Source organism: Streptomyces sp. NPDC089919, assembly GCF_040684615.1.
Lineage (GTDB): Bacteria > Actinomycetota > Actinomycetes > Streptomycetales > Streptomycetaceae > Streptomyces.
This window is the reverse complement of record NZ_JBFBGK010000146.1, coordinates 1-16667: the sequence shown is the minus strand read 5'-3', so window position 1 is coordinate 16667 and position 16667 is coordinate 1. Positions and strand designations below refer to the sequence as shown.

At 72.5% G+C, this 16667-nt stretch carries 16 protein-coding genes; 3 read left to right on the top strand and 13 right to left on the bottom strand.

Going from position 1 to position 16667, the window contains the following annotated elements:
- Window positions 1-64 precede the first annotated feature (64 nt).
- The 5 genes from AB0O40_RS34940 to AB0O40_RS34920 form a co-directional block, all read right to left on the bottom strand.
- The gene (locus AB0O40_RS34940; protein ID WP_365049770.1) at window positions 65-1732 is read right to left on the bottom strand and encodes a bifunctional uroporphyrinogen-III C-methyltransferase/uroporphyrinogen-III synthase; all 1668 of its coding nucleotides are present in this window, start codon (window positions 1730-1732) and stop codon (window positions 65-67) included.
- Window positions 1729-2748, bottom strand: a complete 1020-nt coding sequence (gene hemC / locus AB0O40_RS34935; protein WP_365049768.1) for a hydroxymethylbilane synthase — start codon at window positions 2746-2748, stop codon at window positions 1729-1731. The genes AB0O40_RS34940 and hemC overlap by 4 nt, the downstream gene beginning before the upstream one ends.
- On the bottom strand, window positions 2745-4523 hold the full coding sequence (locus AB0O40_RS34930) for a glutamyl-tRNA reductase (protein ID WP_365049767.1): 1779 nt from the start codon (window positions 4521-4523) through the stop codon (window positions 2745-2747). The genes hemC and AB0O40_RS34930 overlap by 4 nt, the downstream gene beginning before the upstream one ends.
- Window positions 4520-5371 carry a redox-sensing transcriptional repressor Rex gene (locus AB0O40_RS34925; protein WP_365049765.1) on the bottom strand — a complete coding sequence of 284 codons (852 nt, stop codon included), beginning with the start codon at window positions 5369-5371 and terminating at the stop codon, window positions 4520-4522. Before AB0O40_RS34925 ends, AB0O40_RS34930 begins: the two co-directional genes overlap by 4 nt.
- A 320-nt stretch (window positions 5372-5691) precedes the next feature.
- Window positions 5692-5970, bottom strand: coding sequence for a glutaredoxin family protein (locus AB0O40_RS34920; protein ID WP_365049763.1), 279 nt, complete (start codon window positions 5968-5970; stop codon window positions 5692-5694).
- Window positions 5971-6077: 107 nt separating this feature from the next.
- Between AB0O40_RS34920 and AB0O40_RS34915 the strand changes: the two genes are divergently transcribed.
- The 3 genes from AB0O40_RS34915 to AB0O40_RS34905 all read left to right on the top strand — a co-directional run bounded on the left by AB0O40_RS34915 (window position 6078) and on the right by AB0O40_RS34905 (window position 9625).
- Window positions 6078-7025, top strand: a complete 948-nt coding sequence (locus tag AB0O40_RS34915; protein WP_365049761.1) for an HAD-IB family hydrolase — start codon at window positions 6078-6080, stop codon at window positions 7023-7025.
- A 339-nt stretch (window positions 7026-7364) separates the two neighbouring features.
- Window positions 7365-8171 carry an ECF subfamily RNA polymerase sigma factor, BldN family gene (locus AB0O40_RS34910; RefSeq protein ID WP_365049760.1) on the top strand — a complete coding sequence of 269 codons (807 nt, stop codon included), beginning with the start codon at window positions 7365-7367 and terminating at the stop codon, window positions 8169-8171.
- Window positions 8172-8386: 215 nt separating this feature from the next.
- A complete protein-coding gene (locus AB0O40_RS34905; RefSeq protein ID WP_365049759.1) occupies window positions 8387-9625 on the top strand; it encodes a DUF5667 domain-containing protein in 1239 nt (412 codons plus the stop codon).
- A 71-nt stretch (window positions 9626-9696) separates the two neighbouring features.
- Here AB0O40_RS34905 and AB0O40_RS34900 read toward each other — a convergent pair whose 3' ends face one another.
- From AB0O40_RS34900 to AB0O40_RS34865, 8 genes are all read right to left on the bottom strand, one after another.
- The gene (locus tag AB0O40_RS34900; RefSeq protein WP_365049757.1) at window positions 9697-10758 is read right to left on the bottom strand and encodes a lysophospholipid acyltransferase family protein; all 1062 of its coding nucleotides are present in this window, start codon (window positions 10756-10758) and stop codon (window positions 9697-9699) included.
- Complete coding sequence (locus AB0O40_RS34895) at window positions 10758-11783, bottom strand: NAD-dependent epimerase/dehydratase family protein (protein WP_365049755.1); 1026 nt, start codon at window positions 11781-11783, stop codon at window positions 10758-10760. Before AB0O40_RS34895 ends, AB0O40_RS34900 begins: the two co-directional genes overlap by 1 nt.
- A gap of 117 nt (window positions 11784-11900) precedes the next feature.
- Window positions 11901-11999, bottom strand: a complete 99-nt coding sequence (locus AB0O40_RS34890; RefSeq protein ID WP_003948845.1) for an AURKAIP1/COX24 domain-containing protein — start codon at window positions 11997-11999, stop codon at window positions 11901-11903.
- Between the two features lie 153 nt (window positions 12000-12152).
- Window positions 12153-12362, bottom strand: a complete 210-nt coding sequence (locus AB0O40_RS34885) for a helix-turn-helix domain-containing protein (RefSeq protein ID WP_365049753.1) — start codon at window positions 12360-12362, stop codon at window positions 12153-12155.
- A gap of 127 nt (window positions 12363-12489) precedes the next feature.
- Entirely contained in the window at window positions 12490-13305 is an 816-nt protein-coding gene (locus AB0O40_RS34880) for a phosphatase (protein ID WP_365049751.1), read from the bottom strand.
- Window positions 13306-13512: 207 nt separating this feature from the next.
- Complete coding sequence (locus AB0O40_RS34875) at window positions 13513-14685, bottom strand: acetoin utilization protein AcuC (RefSeq protein ID WP_365049749.1); 1173 nt, start codon at window positions 14683-14685, stop codon at window positions 13513-13515.
- Entirely contained in the window at window positions 14636-15862 is a 1227-nt protein-coding gene (locus AB0O40_RS34870; protein WP_365049747.1) for an MFS transporter, read from the bottom strand. The genes AB0O40_RS34875 and AB0O40_RS34870 overlap by 50 nt, the downstream gene beginning before the upstream one ends.
- Window positions 15863-15905: 43 nt before the next feature.
- Window positions 15906-16559, bottom strand: a complete 654-nt coding sequence (locus AB0O40_RS34865) for an HAD family hydrolase (RefSeq protein ID WP_365049745.1) — start codon at window positions 16557-16559, stop codon at window positions 15906-15908.
- Between the last annotated feature and the right edge of the window lie 108 nt (window positions 16560-16667).

Sequence of the window (16667 nt, the reverse complement as noted above, 5' to 3'; positions counted from 1 at the left end):
CCGATCGGGTCCGTGTCAGGACCCCGCCCCGCGGCGCGCGAGGACGGCGGGAGCGGCGGCTCCGTCAGGTGGTGCGGCGGCGGCGGGCGCCCGGGCGCCGCTCGCTGGGGCGGAAGACGGCCTCGCCGGCCTCCTTCGCCGCGTCCCGGCGCGCCGCCCCGTACTCCGCCAGGGCTTCGGCCAGCTTGGAGACCGAGGGCTCCGGGGACAGCACGTCCACCCGCAGGCCGTGCTCCTCGGCCGTCTTGGCCGTGGCCGGGCCGATGCAGGCGATCACCGTGACGTTGTGCGGCTTGCCCGCGATGCCGACCAGGTTGCGCACGGTCGAGGACGAGGTGAAGAGCACCGCGTCGAAGCCGCCGCCCTTGATCGCCTCGCGGGTGTCCGCCGGCGGCGGCGACGCCCGTACGGTCCGGTAGGCCGTGACGTCGTCCACCTCCCAGCCCAGCTCGATCAGCCCGGCGACCAGCGTCTCGGTCGCGATGTCGGCCCGCGGCAGGAAGACGCGGTCGATCGGGTCGAAGACCGGGTCGTAGGGCGGCCAGTCCTCCAGCAGCCCGGCCGCCGACTGCTCGCCGCTGGGCACCAGGTCCGGCTTCACGCCGAACTCGACCAGCGCGGCCGCGGTCTGCTCGCCCACCGCGGCGACCTTGATGCCCGCGAAGGCGCGGGCGTCGAGCCCGTACTCCTCGAACTTCTCCCGGACGGCCTTGACCGCGTTGACGGAGGTGAAGGCGATCCACTCGTAGCGGCCGGTGACCAGGCCCTTGACCGCCCGCTCCATCTGCTGCGGGGTGCGCGGCGGTTCGACGGCGATGGTCGGCACCTCGTGGGGCACCGCGCCGTAGCTGCGCAGCTGGTCGGAGAGCGAGGCCGCCTGCTCCTTGGTACGCGGGACCAGGACGCGCCAGCCGAACAGCGGCTTCGACTCGAACCAGGCCAGCTCCTCGCGGCGGGCGGCCGTGCTGTGCTCACCGACCACGGCTATCACCGGCTGGTGGCCCTCGGGCGAGGGGAGCACCTTGCCCTGCTTGAAGACCTGCGCGATGGAGCCGAGGGTGGCGGTCCAGGTGCGCTGCCGGGTGGTCGTGCCGGCGACCGTGACGGTCAGCGGGGTGTCGGGCTTGCGGCCCGCGGTGACCAGCTCGGCCGCGGCGGCGGCGACGGTCTCCAGGGTCGCGGAGACCACCAGCGTGCCATCACTGGGGCCGACCTCGCTCCAGCAGCGCGCCGAGGCGGTCCGGGCGTCGACGAAGCGGACGTCCGCCCCCGAGCCGTCCCGCAGCGGCACCCCGGCGTACGCGGGCACGCCGACGGCGGTCGCGATGCCCGGGACCACCTCGAAGGGGATGCCCTCGGTGGCGCAGGCGAGCATCTCCTCGGCGGCGTCGCCGTCCAGGCCGGGGTCTCCGGTCACCGCACGGACCACCCGCCTGCCGGAGCGTGCGGCCTCCATGACAAGATTGGCCGCATCCCGGATCACCGGGACTCCGGCGGCTGCTGACGCCTCGTCAGCGACCGTCAGCTGCGGCGTGTCGACGTTGACCCGCGCATGCGTCCGTACGACGGCGAGCACCTCGGGCTCCGCGATCAGTACGTCCGCGGCGGCCAGGGCCTCGACGGCGCGCAGCGTGAGCAGTCCCGGGTCGCCGGGGCCGGCACCGAGGAAGGTGACGTGCCCGTGGGCGGCGAACGCCGGAAGCGCGGAGGTGGTGGGACGTGTGGGGCTCAAAGTGCTCGCTCCCCCATAAGACCGGCCGCGCCCTTGGCCAGCATCTCGTCCGCGAGTTCGCGGCCGAGCGCCATGGCCTCGTCGTGCGACCGGGGCACGGGACCGGTGGTGGACAGCTGCACCAGCGTCGAGCCGTCGGTGGTCCCGACGACGCCGCGCAGGCGCATTTCAGTAACAGACTCCCCGCTGCCGGACTGGGTGTCGGCGAGCGCGCCCACGGGTGCGCTGCAGCCGGCCTCCAGGGCGGCGAGCAGGGACCGCTCGGCGGTCACGGCGGCCCGGGTGTACGGGTCGTCGAGCCGGCCGAGCGTGGCGACGAGGTCCGCGTTCGCCGCGGTGCACTCGATCGCCAGGGCCCCCTGGCCGGGGGCGGGCAGGACGTTGTCGACCGACAGGAGGTCGGTCGCCTCGTCGCTGCGTCCGATGCGGTTGAGACCGGCGGCGGCCAGCACGACGGCGTCGAGCTCGCCGTCCCGGACGTACCCGATGCGGGTGTCGACGTTGCCGCGGATCGCGACGGTCTCGATGGACTTGCCCGACTGGCGGGCGTAGTGGTTGAGCTGGGCCATCCGGCGCGGCGAGCCGGTGCCCACGCGGGCGCCGTCCGGCAGCTGCTCGAAGGTCAGCCCGTCCCGGGCCACCAGCGCGTCGCGCGGGTCCTCGCGCGGCGGGATCGCCGCCACGACGAGCTCGGCGGGCTGCGCGGTGGGCAGGTCCTTGAGGGAGTGCACGGCGAAGTCCACCTCGCCGCGCAGCAGCGCGTCGCGCAGGGCGGTCACGAAGACGCCGGTGCCGCCGATCTGCGCCAGGTTCTCGCGGGAGACGTCGCCGTAGGTGGTGATCTCGACCAGCTCGACCGGGCGGCCGGTGAGCTCGCGCACGGCGTCGGCGACCATGCCGGACTGCGACATGGCCAGCTTGCTGCGCCGGGTCCCGAGCCGGAGCGGCACCTGCCGGTCGCCGGCCTCCTGGCCGGGGCCCGTGTTCGCTGCGTCCGCAGCCTTGGCTGAGTTCATGATGCCGGTCCTGTGTTCTTGACGCGGCTGACGGCGGCCACCGTCTCCGGGTCGAGGTCGAAGAGTTCCCGCAGTGCATCGGCGTAGCCGGCGCCGCCGGGTTCGCTGGCGAGCTGCTTGACCCGCACGGTGGGCGCGTGCAGGAGCTTGTCGACGACGCGGCGGACGGTCTGGGTGACCTCCGCGCGCTGCCGGTCGTCGAGATCGGGGAGCCGCCCGTCGAGCCGGGCCACTTCACTGGCGACCACCTCGGCCGCCATGGCGCGCAGCGCGACGACGGTGGGGGTGATGTGCGCGGCCCGCTGGGCCGCGCCGAACGCGGCGACTTCGTCGCCGACGATGGCCTTCACGAGCTCCACGTCCGCCGCCATCGGCGCGTCCGCGGAGGCCTCGGCCAACGACTCGATGTCGACCAGCCGCACGCCGGGGATCCGGTGCACGGCCGCGTCGATGTCCCGCGGCATCGCGAGGTCGAGCAGCGCCAGCCGCACGCCCCCGGCCGCCGCCCGCGCCTGCGGCACCCCGGCACGCCGGACGGCGCCCCGCCCGGCCGCCTCGGCCCGGTCGGCCCAGGTCCCGTGCAGCTCGAGGGAGCTGGCGTCCACCCCGGCGATCGCCGCCCGCCCACTGGCCCCGGCGGGTACGTCGAACTCGACCGGGCAGCCGTCGGCGTCCACGGCGGTACGGGAGTCCGCCAGGGTCCGCGCCGCACCGGCGTCCGCCAGCCGGCCGAGCCGCGCCGCGGCCTCGGCCAGCCGCGCGACCACGGCGGCGTCGGCGGTAGCGGGCTGGGGCACGGCCTCGCCCGCGCCGAAGGCGCCGGGCAGCTCCGCGCCGGAGGCGCTGGGCGTGAGGGGGGTCCGGGGCGCAGCCCCGGTTTCGGGATGGGGGTCCCCCCAGCGGTAGCTGGGGGAGGGCGGGGTGGGGGAAAGCCCCGCAGGGCGCCCGGCCAGGGCCGCGGCGATGTCCTCGGCCGCGAGCACCAACCCGGTGGCCCCGGTGCAGGACACGACCACGTCGACTCGTGTCAGCTCGGAGCCGACGGAGTCCATGGGGACGGCCCGGGCGGGCACCTTCTCCCCCAGGATCACGGCCAGCCGCTCCGCCCGCTCCAGCGTCCGGTTGGCCACCACGACCTCGGCGACCCCGGCCCGCGCCAGCGTCGCCGCGGCCAGCGAGGACATCGAGCCCGCGCCGATGACCAGGGCCCGCTTGCCCGCGGCCCACGCGTCCACCGTGAGCCCGGTGCCCGCCGACAGCTGCTCCAGCCCGAAGGTGACCAGCGACTGCCCGGCCCGGTCGATCCCGGTCTCGGAGTGCGCCCGCTTGCCGACCCGCAGGGCCTGCTGGAAGAGGTCGTTGATCAGCCGCCCGGCGGTGTGGAGCTCCTGCCCCAGCGCCAGCGCGTCCTTGATCTGGCCGAGGATCTGGCCCTCGCCCACGACCATCGAGTCCAGCCCGCAGGCCACCGAGAAGAGGTGGTGGACGGCCCGGTCCTCGTAGTGCACGTACAGATAGGGGGTGAGCTCTTCCAGCGCCACGCCGCTGTGCTGCGCGAGCAGCGTCGACAGCTCGGCGACACCGGCGTGGAACTTGTCCACGTCCGCGTACAGCTCGATCCGGTTGCAGGTGGCGAGCACGGTCGCCTCCGTGGCCGGCTCCGCCGCCAGCGTGTCGTGCAGCAGCTTGACCTTCGCGTCCGCGGACAGCGAGGCGCGCTCCAGCACGCTCACGGGCGCGCTGCGGTGGCTCAGCCCTACGACGAGCAGGCTCATGCCGGCATCACCGCCGGCACGTCGCCCTCGGGGCCCTGCCCGGTGGCGCCGGTCGAGCCGGCGGCGGCCTTGCGGGCGGCGGGCGCGGGCGCGGCGGCCCCCGGCACGGCCGGCACGCCGGTGGCGGCGGACACGGCGGCCCCCGGCACGGCGGTGCCCGGCGCGGGCTCGGCGGCCAGCGCGTCCTCGCCGGCCTTGCGCTGCTCGTGGAAGGCCAGGATCTGCAGCTCGATGGAGAGGTCGACCTTGCGCACGTCGACGCCCTCCGGCACCGACAGCACGGTCGGCGCGAAGTTCAGGATGGAGGTGACCCCGGCGGCCACCAGCCGGTCGCAGACCTGCTGCGCGGCACCGGCGGGGGTCGCGATCACGCCGATGGACACCCGGTCCTCGTCGATGATCTTCTCCAGCTCGTCGGTGTGCTGCACCGGCATGCCGGCCACCGGCTTGCCCGCCATCGCGGGGTCCGCGTCTATCAGCGCGGCGACCCGGAAGCCACGGGAGGCGAACCCGCCGTAATTGGCCAGGGCGGCGCCGAGGTTACCGATGCCGACGATGACGACCGGCCAGTCCTGCGTCAGGCCGAGCTCGCGGGAGATCTGGTAGACGAGGTATTCGACGTCGTACCCGACCCCACGGGTGCCGTACGAGCCGAGGTACGAGAAGTCCTTGCGCAGCTTCGCGGAGTTGACTCCGGCCGCGGCGGCGAGCTCCTCGGAGGAGACCGTGGGCACCGAGCGCTCGGACAGCGCGGTCAGGGCCCGCAGGTACAGCGGAAGCCGGGCGACGGTGGCCTCGGGAATGCCTCGGCTGCGGGTCGCCGGTCGGTGATTTCGGCCAGTTGCCACGATGCTCCTGCGGGATGAGCGGGGCTGCAGGCGGTCGCTTGTCCCATGACCGCCCCGTCGACAGCAGGCTATGTCTTTGTGAACGCGTGCACAAAGATTGTGTCCAATTTGTCCGACCAAAGTGATGGGGGTCACGCACTTCGGCCACACGCTGCGGGAACTACGGGCAGTCGCCGCGCGTCCACGTCCCGACGGGGGCAAAACGGAACACTCTCCTCATCTGTACGGTCCCGGCGCGCCGCGCGGCACGGACGCCGCGCGCACCCCATGAGCCCCCCGGTCATGGGCGAATCGCCCCGGAATGGTACCCGCGGGCCCGCTCAGGCCCCCAATGCCCGCCGCAGCCGGTCCGGATCCACCTTCCAGAAGGTGTGCTGCGCCCCGTCGACCAGGACGACCGGGATCTGCTCCCAGTGCTTGCGGTAGAGCTCCTGGTCCTCGGTGATGTCCTTCTTCTCCCAGGAGGCGCCCGTCTCGGCACAGACCCGCTCGATCACTTCCTGGGCGTCGTCGCACAGGTGGCAGCCCGGCTTCCCGATCAGCGTGACCAGCCGGTCCGCGGGGGCCTTCTTTTCCTTACGGCGCAGCAGAGGACTCATGCGCCCATTCTCGCGCGCCCGCCGTGTAACACCGGCGCCCCGCAGAGTTCACGCCCTCGGTTCCGGAGCGTTCGGGAACACCCGAACACAGTGGCTATCCTCGCCTCATGGCCGCTTTGGGATGGCTCACCTCAAGCAAGCGCTCCGCTACTGCGCGGAGCGTCCTCGCAGGCGAGGCCTCTGCCGAGGCCGCGCGCAAGAACTCCCACGACCTCGTGGAACCAGAGGCTCCACAGGAGCCGACGGAGCCGGGCAGCGCGGAACCGGAGTTCCCGGTGGTCGGGGACGAGCGCGCCGCCGCCTTCTTCGACCTCGACAACACCGTCATGCAGGGCGCGGCGATCTTCCACCTCGGCCGGGGCCTCTACAAGCGCGAGTTCTTCCAGCGCCGCGAGCTGGCCCGGTTCGCCTGGCAGCAGGCGTGGTTCCGGATGGCCGGGGTCGAGGACCCCGAGCACATGCAGGACGCCCGCGACAGCGCCCTCTCCATCGTCAAGGGCCACAAGGTCTGCGAACTGACGGAGATCGGCGAGGAGATCTACGACGAGTACATGGCCGAGCGGATCTGGCCCGGCACCCGCGCCCTCGCCCAGGCCCACCTCGACGCCGGCCAGAAGGTCTGGCTGGTGACCGCCGCCCCGGTGGAGACCGCCACGATCATCGCCCGCCGGCTCGGCCTGACCGGCGCGCTGGGCACCGTCGCGGAGTCCGTGGACGGCGTCTACACCGGCCGGCTGGTCGGCGAGCCGCTGCACGGCCCGGCGAAGGCCGAGGCGGTGCGCGCCCTGGCCGCCGCCGAGGGCCTGGACCTCGCGCGCTGCGCGGCGTACAGCGATTCGCACAACGACATCCCCATGCTGTCGTTGGTCGGACATCCGTACGCGATCAATCCCGACACAAAACTGCGCAAGCATGCCAAGGCCCACGACTGGCGGCTGCGCGACTATCGGACCGGCCGCAAAGCGGCCAAGGTCGGCATCCCCGCGGCGGCCGGGGTCGGCGCGCTGGCGGGCGGTACGGCGGCCGCGGTCGCCCTGCACCGCCGCCGGAAGTAGCCCCCGCCCGGGACCGGGCGCCCACCGGGGCATTCGCAGGAGTGTGCCCGCAGGACACGCCGGGCACTCGGGTGCTTTCCAGACGGCCACAACACGCCCTGGAAGCAGGCATTCCGCACGCAGAAGTGATCAGGAAACGATCACGAATCGCGACCGAATATGCCCTGGACACGCAACAGAAGCGTCGGAATCGATGATTTGAGCAACTGGGTGTAGTGCTGCCTGTACGAAGCGTTATTCTCCTCAGACGCATACGGGCCCCCTCCATCGCCACTGAGCAGGACGGCGAGTCAACGGTCCCGCACTGCACGTGATGGAAGCTCTGCCTCTGGGAGTCCCGTGTACCCACCTGTCGGGGTTGACGCCTCGGGCCTGGCTACGCTGCGCGCAACGGTCCTCGACCACTTGCGCAGCTTCGTCCCCACCGCGTACGCCGTCCCCGCCCTCGCCCTCGCCGCGGTCCCCGCCGGCTCCGGCGCCGCCTTCGGCCACGCCGGGCCCTGCTATGCCCTGGCGGACGGCGGAGCGACGGTCGGCAGACGAGGCCGCAGCGCCGGGACGAGCACGTCGACCGCACGCCGCCCCACCGCGGACAGCGACAGCGCCCGCATGATGGACCTGGTCGAACGAGCCCAGAACGGCGAGGCCGAGGCCTTCGGCCGGCTCTACGACCAGTACAGCGACACGGTCTACCGCTACATCTACTACCGCGTCGGCGGCAAGGCGACCGCAGAAGATCTCACCAGCGAGACCTTCCTGCGCGCGCTGCGCCGCATCTCCACCTTCACCTGGCAGGGCCGTGACTTCGGCGCCTGGCTGGTGACGATCGCGCGCAACCTGGTGGCCGACCACTTCAAGTCCAGCCGGTTCCGGCTGGAGGTGACCACCGGCGAGATGCTCGACGCCAACGAAGTCGAGCGCAGCCCCGAGGACTCCGTCCTGGAGTCCCTTTCCAACGCGGCCCTGCTGGAGGCCGTGCGCAAACTCAATCCGCAGCAGCAGGAGTGCGTGACCCTGCGCTTCCTGCAGGGCCTCTCGGTCGCCGAGACGGCCCGGGTGATGGGCAAGAACGAGGGCGCGATCAAGACCCTCCAGTACCGGGCCGTCCGCACCCTGGCCCGGCTGCTGCCGGAAGACGCCCGCTGATCCCGACTGACAACCGGTGACCCCTGTATGACGCTGTGGTCCGATCATCCTTCGTCCGTAACCCAAGTGCCGCGCCGCTCGTTGTGCGGAATGCAGGCTCCCTGTGGACACGCCCTTCCCGCGGCCGCTCACTCGAAAGAGTGGATGTACCCGAGGAGGGCAACCATCCGGACCGGCTGGGGAGTCGATCGTCATGACGAGAGGAGGTGCCGCCAGTGATCGCGAACGTTTCGGCGCACCGGCGGGCGAACGCCTTCGCCCAGGCCTTGGAGGATCAGCCACCCGCTGATCCCGCGGAGACGGCGGCCGAGCAGCCCGACGCGCTTGCCGACCCGGCAGAACCGGCTGATTACGACCGGATGTTGGCCCTGGCGAACGTGCTCGGCGCCCTGCCGCGCCCGCAGTTGGACCCCGAGGTCAAGATGGTGCAGCGAGCCCAGCTCGTCGCCGCCATGGAGACCATGGTGATGGAGGGTACGGCGGGGGCGGGTGTTCCCGGGGACCCTCATGTGCCCGAACAGCGGACCGGCCGGGGCGCCCACCGGGCGACCCAGCTCCGGAAGTTGCGGCCCCGCTCCCGCTGGTCCAAGGGCATCGCTGCGGGGGGACTCACCGTCGGAGTGGCCGCGGGCGCGTTCAGCGGAGTGGCCGCTGCGAGTACCGACGCACTACCCGGTGACTCGCTCTACCCGGTCAAGCGGGGTATGGAAGACCTCAGACTCGGGATGGCCGACGGCAATTCCGACCGGGGCGAGCTCTACCTCGACCAGGCCTCGACCCGGCTCCACGAGGCGCGCCGCCTCATGGAGCGCGACAAGGCCGGCAGCCTCGACCACGAATCCCTGGGCGAGATCCGCCGTGCCCTGTCGGGCATGAAGCACGACGCCGAGGAAGGCCACCGCCTGCTGCACGCCGAGTACGAGCGCGACGGCTCCCTCGGCCCCATCCAGGCGCTGTCGTCCTTCTCCCGCTCGCACCGGGACGCCTGGGGGAAGCTGCGCGAGCGGCTGCCCGCCCAGCTGACCGACGTGAGCGACGAGGTGAGTTCCGTCTTCGACGCCATAGACGACGAGGTCGAGCCGCTGCAGTCGCTGCTGCCGCGGCCGCCGAGCCAGGGCCGCTCCGCGAAGTCCTCCGGCAGCGCCGACCAGGGCACCGGCCGGTCGGGGTCGGGCAGCCACCCCAGCCCGTCCGCGCACCCCTCGGACGAGGGCTCGCCCCATGCCGACCCGCATCCCAGCGGGCCGGTGGCCGGCAGCCCCGGCGCCACCGGGGACGACGGCGCGGACGACCAGGACCCGGACGGAGCGATCGGCGGTCTCCTGGACCCGCCGGACAGCGCCTCGCTGCCGCCCGCCCTCCCGCCGTCCGCCAAGCCGGAGATCACCCTCCCGCCGATCCTGCCGGGCATCCTGCCCGGGCTGGGGCTCAGCGCGGAGGACGCCAAGGAGTAGCGGCAGCGCGTGGGGGTGGGGCGGTCCCGGAGGACCGCCCCACCCCCACGGCCGAGCTCAGAAGAACACCGTCAGAAGAACACCGACCGCCGCTGCACCAGCAGCTTGTAGAGCGTGTGCTGGATCTGTTCCCGCACCTGGTCGGTCAGGTTGAACATCAGCATCGGGTCCTCCGCCGCCTCCGGCGGATAGCCGTCCGTCGCGATCGGCTCCCCGAACTGGATCGTCCACTTCGTCGGCAGCGGCACCGCCCCCAGCGGACCCAGCCAGGGGAAGGTGGGCGTGACCGGGAAGTACGGGATCCCCAACAGCCGCGCCAGCGTCTTGGCGTTGCCGATCATCGGGTAGATCTCCTCGGCCCCCACGATCGAGCAGGGCACGATCGGCGTGCCCGCCCGCAGCGCCGTCGAGACGAACCCGCCCCGCCCGAACCGCTGGAGCTTGTACCGCTCGCCGAACGGCTTCCCTATGCCCTTGAAGCCCTCCGGCATGACGCCGACCAGCTCCCCGGCCTCCAGCAGCCGTTGCGCGTCCTCCGCGCAGGCCAGGGTGTGCCCGGCCTTCCGGGCCACCTCGTTGACCACCGGCAGCATGAAGACCAGGTCCGCCGCCAGCAGCCGCAGGTGCCGCTGGGCCGGGTGCCGGTCGTGGACCGCGACCTGGAGCATCAGCCCGTCCAGCGGCAGCGTCCCCGAGTGGTTCGCCACGATCAGCGCACCGCCCTCGGCGGGGATGTTCTCGATCCCCTTCACCTCGACCCGGAAGTACTTCTCGTACACCGGCCGCAGCAGGGACATCAGGACCTGGTCGGTCAGCTCCCGGTCGTAACCGAACTCGTCGACCTCGTAGTCGCCGGTGATCCGGCGCCGCAGGAAGGCCAGCCCGCCCGCGATCCGCCGGTCCCAACCGCCGCCGTCCCGCTGCTCCGGCACCGGCGGCAGCGGCGCCGGCTCGTCCACGACCGCCACCGGCGGCTCCGCCGGTCCCTGCGGACCCTGCGGGCGCTTCTCCGCGCCCTTCTCGGCACGCTCCGACCGCCGGGGGCCGCCCGCCCGGCCGGCGCCGGCCCGCCGCCGCTCCCGGCGGGGCCGCTCGCGGTCCTCGTCGAACGGGATCACCTTGGCATCGGCCATTACTGCAGCGCCCCTCTCAGGCGGTCCACGGTCCGTCCCAGCACCTCCGGCGGCAGCAGGCCCGGCCCACGGCTCCGCGCGAAGTCCGTGAAGGTCTCGGCGGTCGTGTAGCTCGGTTCGAAGCCCAGCACCTCGCGCATCTGACCGGTCTGCACGACCCGTCCGTGCGTCAGCAGCCGGATCTGTTCCTGCGAGAAGTCCGTGATGCCGACCGTCCGCAGCGCGGCACCCACCCAGGTCACCGCGGGCAGCAGCAGCGGCACCGTCGGACGGCCCAGCCGCCGCGAGCACTGCGAGAGCAGCAGCACGCCGTCACCGGCGATGTTGAAGGTGCCGCTGTTGAGGGTCCCCCGGCGCGGTTCGCCCGCGGCCAGCTCCAGCACCTCGACCACGTCGTCCTCGTGGACGAACTGGAGGCGCGGGTCATAGCCCATGACGGTCGGCAGCACCGGCATCGAGAAGTACTCGGCCAGCGGCGAATCGGCGCGCGGCCCCAGGATGTTCGCGAACCGCAGGACGGCGACCGCCACGTCCGGGCGGCGCCGCGAGAAGCCGCGGACGTACCCCTCGACCTCCACCGCGTCCTTGGCGAAGCCGCCGCCGGGCAGCGACTTGGGCTGGGTGGTTTCGGTGAAGACGGCCGGATCGCGGGGCGCGGCCCCGTAGACGTTGGTGCTGGACTTCACGACCAGACGGCGGACCGTCGGGGACTTCTGGCAGGCGCCGAGCAGCTGCATCGTCCCGATGACATTGGCCTCCTTCACGGAGGTCCGGCCGCCGCCGCCCAGCGGACTGCCGGTGACGGCGAGGTGTACGACGGTGTCGACGGAGTGCTCCGCGAGGATCCGGGCGATCACCGGCTGCCGGATGTCCGCACGGACGAAGAGGGCGGACCCCAGCCGCTGCCCGGGCGGCACGGCGTCGACCGCGACCACCTTCTCCACCTCGGGATCCCGCTGGATCCGCCGGACGAACCGGCTGCCCAGCTGCCGGGCCGCCCCGGTCACGAGCACGACCTTCCCCAAGATCAGCGCCTCCCCTTCGAAGCCGTGGGTGGTGACGACGTCCTGGGGCCCTTATACACCGGGGCCCCTCCACCACAGGATGGCGGAGGGGCCCCGGAGAACACGTACAGACGCCGTTTACTTCTTGTTACGACGCTGCACGCGGGTGCGCTTGAGCAGCTTGCGGTGCTTCTTCTTGGCCATCCGCTTACGCCGCTTCTTGATAACAGAGCCCACGACTACCCTCGCTCACTTCTCGGAACACCCCCGCGATGCGGGGGGTGCGGTGCGGGGCGTCTGGGCCCACACGACCTACGTCGGCCTAGCCTACCCGCCACAGCTCCGAGCTTGTAATCCGAGGGTCCCCGGCTCGTCATCCGCGGGCCCCGGTCAGGCCGACTCCACCCCCACATAGGACTCACGGAGGTACTCGTGGACCGCGTTCTCGGGTACCCGGAAGGACCGGCCCACCCTGATCGCGGGCAGATGGCCGTTGTGCACCAGGCGGTACACGGTCATCTTCGACACTCGCATCACCGTGGCGACCTCCGCCACGGTCAGGAACTGAACCTCGCTGAGAGGCCTCTCGCCAGCAGCCATGACACACCTGAACCTTCCGCGCATGACGGGCACCGGCTTCCCCTCCGGTTACTCCTCGTCGCCGCGCGCTCACTCCCAGGGTAGGGGCGGGTGATACGAGTGGGGAAGAGGAGTAGCAGCCACGGGATCAGGCCGACAGACTCGCCCGATTGAGTACATAGCGAGCGAGCGGACGGTAGTAGTCCGAGCGCACGCCGTCATCAAGCGGAACGGTCACCGACACCCTGCCCTCGGCCTCCCCGACGAACAGCGCCGGATCATCGGTATCGGCCAGCCCGATGGCCTCGAAACCCAGCTGACCTGCCCCGCAGACCCATCCGTGATCACCCACCACCAGCTCCGGCAACGGTCCCCCGGCGTCCGCGAGAGTGCCCAGGGCGACCCGAACCGGCAGCGGTGAATGCGTGTGTGCGCCGGTCGCACTGCCGGGCGGACGCGACCCCGGTTCGCGCACGAGGGCGACACCCCGTACGTAATCCAGGGTGTACTCCCGTACGCCGAAGCGGGTGGAGACGTCGACGGCCCTGCCCTGCGCCGGGGTGAGCACATCACATCCCGCCGCCGACAGGGCTCCGGTCAAACTGGCGTAGAACCCCAGGAGTCGGTGGGGATGACCGGTGCCGAACAGCACGGGCGCCCGGGCCTGCGCCACCTGCCGTAACCGTCCCGCGAAGGCCTCGAGGGCCGCCAGGGTCCGCTCCGGGTCGATCACGTCCGGCCCGGTGACGTGACCGGGGTCCGCCGACACACCGCACTTGTCCGCCATCAGCCGCAGGAGGTCACCCTCGTCCCACCCCCAGTCCGGATCCAGCCCCAGCAGCACCCGGGGGTCGCGCGCCGCGAACAGCCGGTAGCTGCGCAGGCTTTCCTCCCGCGAGGTGGCGACGGGCCCGGCCAACCGGGCGGCCAACAAATGCGCACGCAGCGCGCCGGCACTCAACACCCCCCGATGCTCCCGCACCCCCGCCACCCCCGCACCAATTCCCTTAACAGCCCCCACACTTGGCCTAACAACACCCTTGCCATCCCCAGCCCCGCCGGCGTTTGAGGCGACCGTCGCGGAGCGGCGGTGCGGGGGATCCGGGGGCAGCCGCCCACCGGTTTCGGGAAGGGGCGGGGAGGGGACAGCTCCGCGCAGCGGGACCAACGGTCAGGCCAGCAGCCCCCGCAGGGGGAAGGCAGCCCGCCGCGTGGCGAGGATGGCCTGATCCAGCCGGTCGGCAGGGTCGTACCCCGCCTCCCAGGAGACGAACGACGCATCCCGCCCGTCAGTCATCCGCACCGGCCCCGACTGCCGCGTCCGCGCATACACTTCGTCCCGCCAAGCCTCCGGCACCGGAGAATCCGGCGGGATGGGGACGTGCCCCGCGATGGCAACCAGATGCGTCCAGGACCGCGGCACCACGTCCACCACCGCATACCCGCCCCCACCCAGCGCCACCCACCGCCCGTCCGCGTGGGCGTGCGCCAGCCCGTGGCAGGCCTCCTGCACGGCCCGCTGCGCGTCCAGGGAGACGGCCAGGTGCGCCAGCGGGTCCTCGAAGTGCGTGTCGGCCCCGTGCTGCGTCACCAGCACCTGCGGCCGGAAGTCGGCGATCAGCTCCGGCACCACCGCGTGGAAGGCCCGCAGCCAGCCCTCGTCCCCCGTACCGGCAGGCAGCGCCAGGTTCACCGCCGAACCCTCGGCCGCCCCGCCGCCACCGGTCTCCTCCGGCCAGCCGGTCTGCGGGAAGAGCGTCCGGGGGTGCTCGTGCATCGAGACGGTCAGGACCCGCGGGTCGTCCCAGAAGGCCGCCTGCACCCCGTCACCGTGGTGCACGTCCACGTCCACGTAGGCGACCCGCTCGACGCCCAGCTCCAGCAGCCGTGCGATGGCGATCGCCGCGTCGTTGTACACGCAGAAGCCCGCGGCCCCGCCCGGCATCGCGTGGTGCAGCCCGCCCGCGAAGTTCACCGCGTGCGCGGCCTCCCCGCGCCACACCGCCTCGGCCGCCGCCACGGACTGCCCGGCGATCAGCGCGGAGGCCTCGTGCATGCCGTGGAAGGCCGGGTCGTCCATGGTCCCCAGCCCGTACGACCCGTCGGCCACGCCCGGGTCCGCGGAGACCTCGCGGACCGCGGCCACGTAGTCCTCGCGGTGCACCAGCCGCAGCGTGGAGTCCCCGGCCGGCCGGGCCGCCCGTACCGCCACCTCGCGGTCCAGCCCGAAGGACCGGACCAGCCCCATGGTCAGTGCCAGGCGCACCGGGTCCATCGGATGGCTGGGCCCGAAGTCATACCTCGTAACCGCCTCGTCCCACATCAACAACGCGTGGCCGCTCATGCCCGCCACCGTATCGGGCCCCTCCGGAGCCGAACGAGCGGGCGTACACGAGCGTGACGAGGACCAGGGCCATCGGCACGAGCATCGCACCCCGGTAGCTCCAGGCGTCGCCGAGCGTACCCACCAGCGGGGAGCCGACCAGGAAGCCGACGTAGTTGAAGATGTTGAGCCGGGCGATCGCCGCGTCCGAACCGCCCGGGAAGAGCCGGCCGGCGGCGGCGAAGGTCTGCGGCACGATCACGCAGAGCCCGAAGCCCAGCAGCGTGAAGCCGGCCATCCCGGTCCAGGCGCCCGGGGCCGCCGCCACCACCGCGAAGCCGGCCGCGGCCAGGACGGTGCCGGCGCGGACCACGGCCGCCGCCCCGAAGCGACGCACCCCGTGGTCGCCCATCGCCCGGCCCAGCAGCGTGGTGACCATGTAGACGTTGTAGGGGACGGTGGCCAGCTGCTCGGAGCTGCCCAGCACGTCCTGGAGGTACTTGGCGCTCCAGTTGGCCACCGTCGAGTCGCCGATGTACGCGCAGGCCATGACCAGGCACAGCGGCAGCAGCAGCTTGAAGGCCACCCCCGAGGAGCCGGCGGCGGCGTCCTCCTGCCCGGCGCCCGGTGCGGCCGGCTCCCGGTCGACGTACCAGCGCGAGGCGGCCAGGGCCAGCGGCAGCAGCAGGGCCACGGCGGGCAGGTAGGAGACGAGCAGCGAGAGGTGCCAGTGCGCCCCGGCCCAGGCGGCGGAGGCGCCGATGATCCCGCCGAGGCTGTACGCGGCGTGGAACCCCAGCATGATGCTGCGCCCGTAGGCCCGCTGGAGGCTGACGCCCATCATGTTCATGGAGGCGTCCAGCCCGCCGACCGAGAGCCCGAAGGCACCCAGCGCCAGGGCCACCTGCCAGAGCTCGGAGCCGGCCCCGACGCCCAGCAGGGCGAGCAGGACCACCGGCTGGATCCAGCGCAGGATCAGCCCGGGCCGGACCGTGGCGACCAGCTTCTCGGTGACGACGCTGGAGACGCCGGCGAGGATCGGTACGGCGGCCAGGAACGCCGGCAGCAGCCCGTCGGATATGCCGTACCGGTCCTGGATGGCGGGGATCCGCGTCACGAGGAGGGCGAAGGTGACCCCCTGGACGAAGAAGCTGACCGCCAGGGAGGCCCTGCCGTGGCGCAGGCGCACGTCTGTCATGGCCGCTCAGCGTAGGGCTCCCCGCTACCCGTGGGTAGATGGATCACACCTCGAGTTTCAGCAGCCCGGGCAGCTCGTCCATGGACGCGAAGAGCGCGGTGGCGCCGGCCAGCCGCTCGGGGGCGGTCATCCCCGTGTACCCGTACACCGGCATCCCGGCGGCCAGGGCGGCCTGCACGCCGAGCCCGCTGTCCTCGACGACCAGGCAGCGCTCGGGGGCGACGCCCATGCCGGCCGCCGCGTGCAGGAAGAGGTCGGGGGCCGGCTTGCCCTTGCCGACGTCCTCGGCGCTGAAGATCCGGGCGTCGTCGAAGTACCCGGTGAGGCCGGCGGACCGGTGCCCGACCCGGATCCGCTGGTGGCTCCCGGACGAGGCCAGGCAGTACGGCGTACCGGCGGCGACCAGGGCGTCCAGCACCGCACGGGCGCCGGGCACGGGCTTCAGCTCCCGCTCGAAGGCGGCGAAGACCCGGCCGTGGAAGGTCTCGTCGAAGCCGGCGGGCAGGTCCTGCCCGGTGCGCTCGCGCACGAGGTCGTGGATCCGGTGCATGGCGGAGCCCATGAAGTCGCGGACGGACTCCTCGTAGCTGGTGGGGTGGCCCAGCTCGGTCAGGTAGGCGGCGAGGATCGTGTTGGAGATCGGCTCGCTGTCCACCAGGACACCGTCGTTGTCGAAGATCACCAGGTCATAGGTCATGGAATTGATCGTAAACGCAGAAAAGCCCCGCACCAGAAGGTGCGGGGCTTTCCCACAATGATTGTTCGGCGGCGTCCTACTCTCCCACAGGGTCCCCCCTGCAGTACC

Coding starts and splice junctions, on each gene's coding strand:
- hemC (WP_365049768.1), bottom strand. CDS start 2,748: ATGAACTCAGCCAAGGCTGCGGACGCAGCGAACACGGGCCCCGGCCAG.
- AB0O40_RS34930 (WP_365049767.1), bottom strand. CDS start 4,523: ATGAGCCTGCTCGTCGTAGGGCTGAGCCACCGCAGCGCGCCCGTGAGC.
- AB0O40_RS34920 (WP_365049763.1), bottom strand. CDS start 5,970: ATGAGTCCTCTGCTGCGCCGTAAGGAAAAGAAGGCCCCCGCGGACCGG.
- AB0O40_RS34915 (WP_365049761.1), top strand. CDS start 6,078: ATGGCCGCTTTGGGATGGCTCACCTCAAGCAAGCGCTCCGCTACTGCG.
- AB0O40_RS34900 (WP_365049757.1), bottom strand. CDS start 10,758: ATGGCCGATGCCAAGGTGATCCCGTTCGACGAGGACCGCGAGCGGCCC.
- AB0O40_RS34885 (WP_365049753.1), bottom strand. CDS start 12,362: ATGGCTGCTGGCGAGAGGCCTCTCAGCGAGGTTCAGTTCCTGACCGTG.
- AB0O40_RS34875 (WP_365049749.1), bottom strand. CDS start 14,685: ATGAGCGGCCACGCGTTGTTGATGTGGGACGAGGCGGTTACGAGGTAT.
- AB0O40_RS34870 (WP_365049747.1), bottom strand. CDS start 15,862: ATGACAGACGTGCGCCTGCGCCACGGCAGGGCCTCCCTGGCGGTCAGC.
- AB0O40_RS34865 (WP_365049745.1), bottom strand. CDS start 16,559: ATGACCTATGACCTGGTGATCTTCGACAACGACGGTGTCCTGGTGGAC.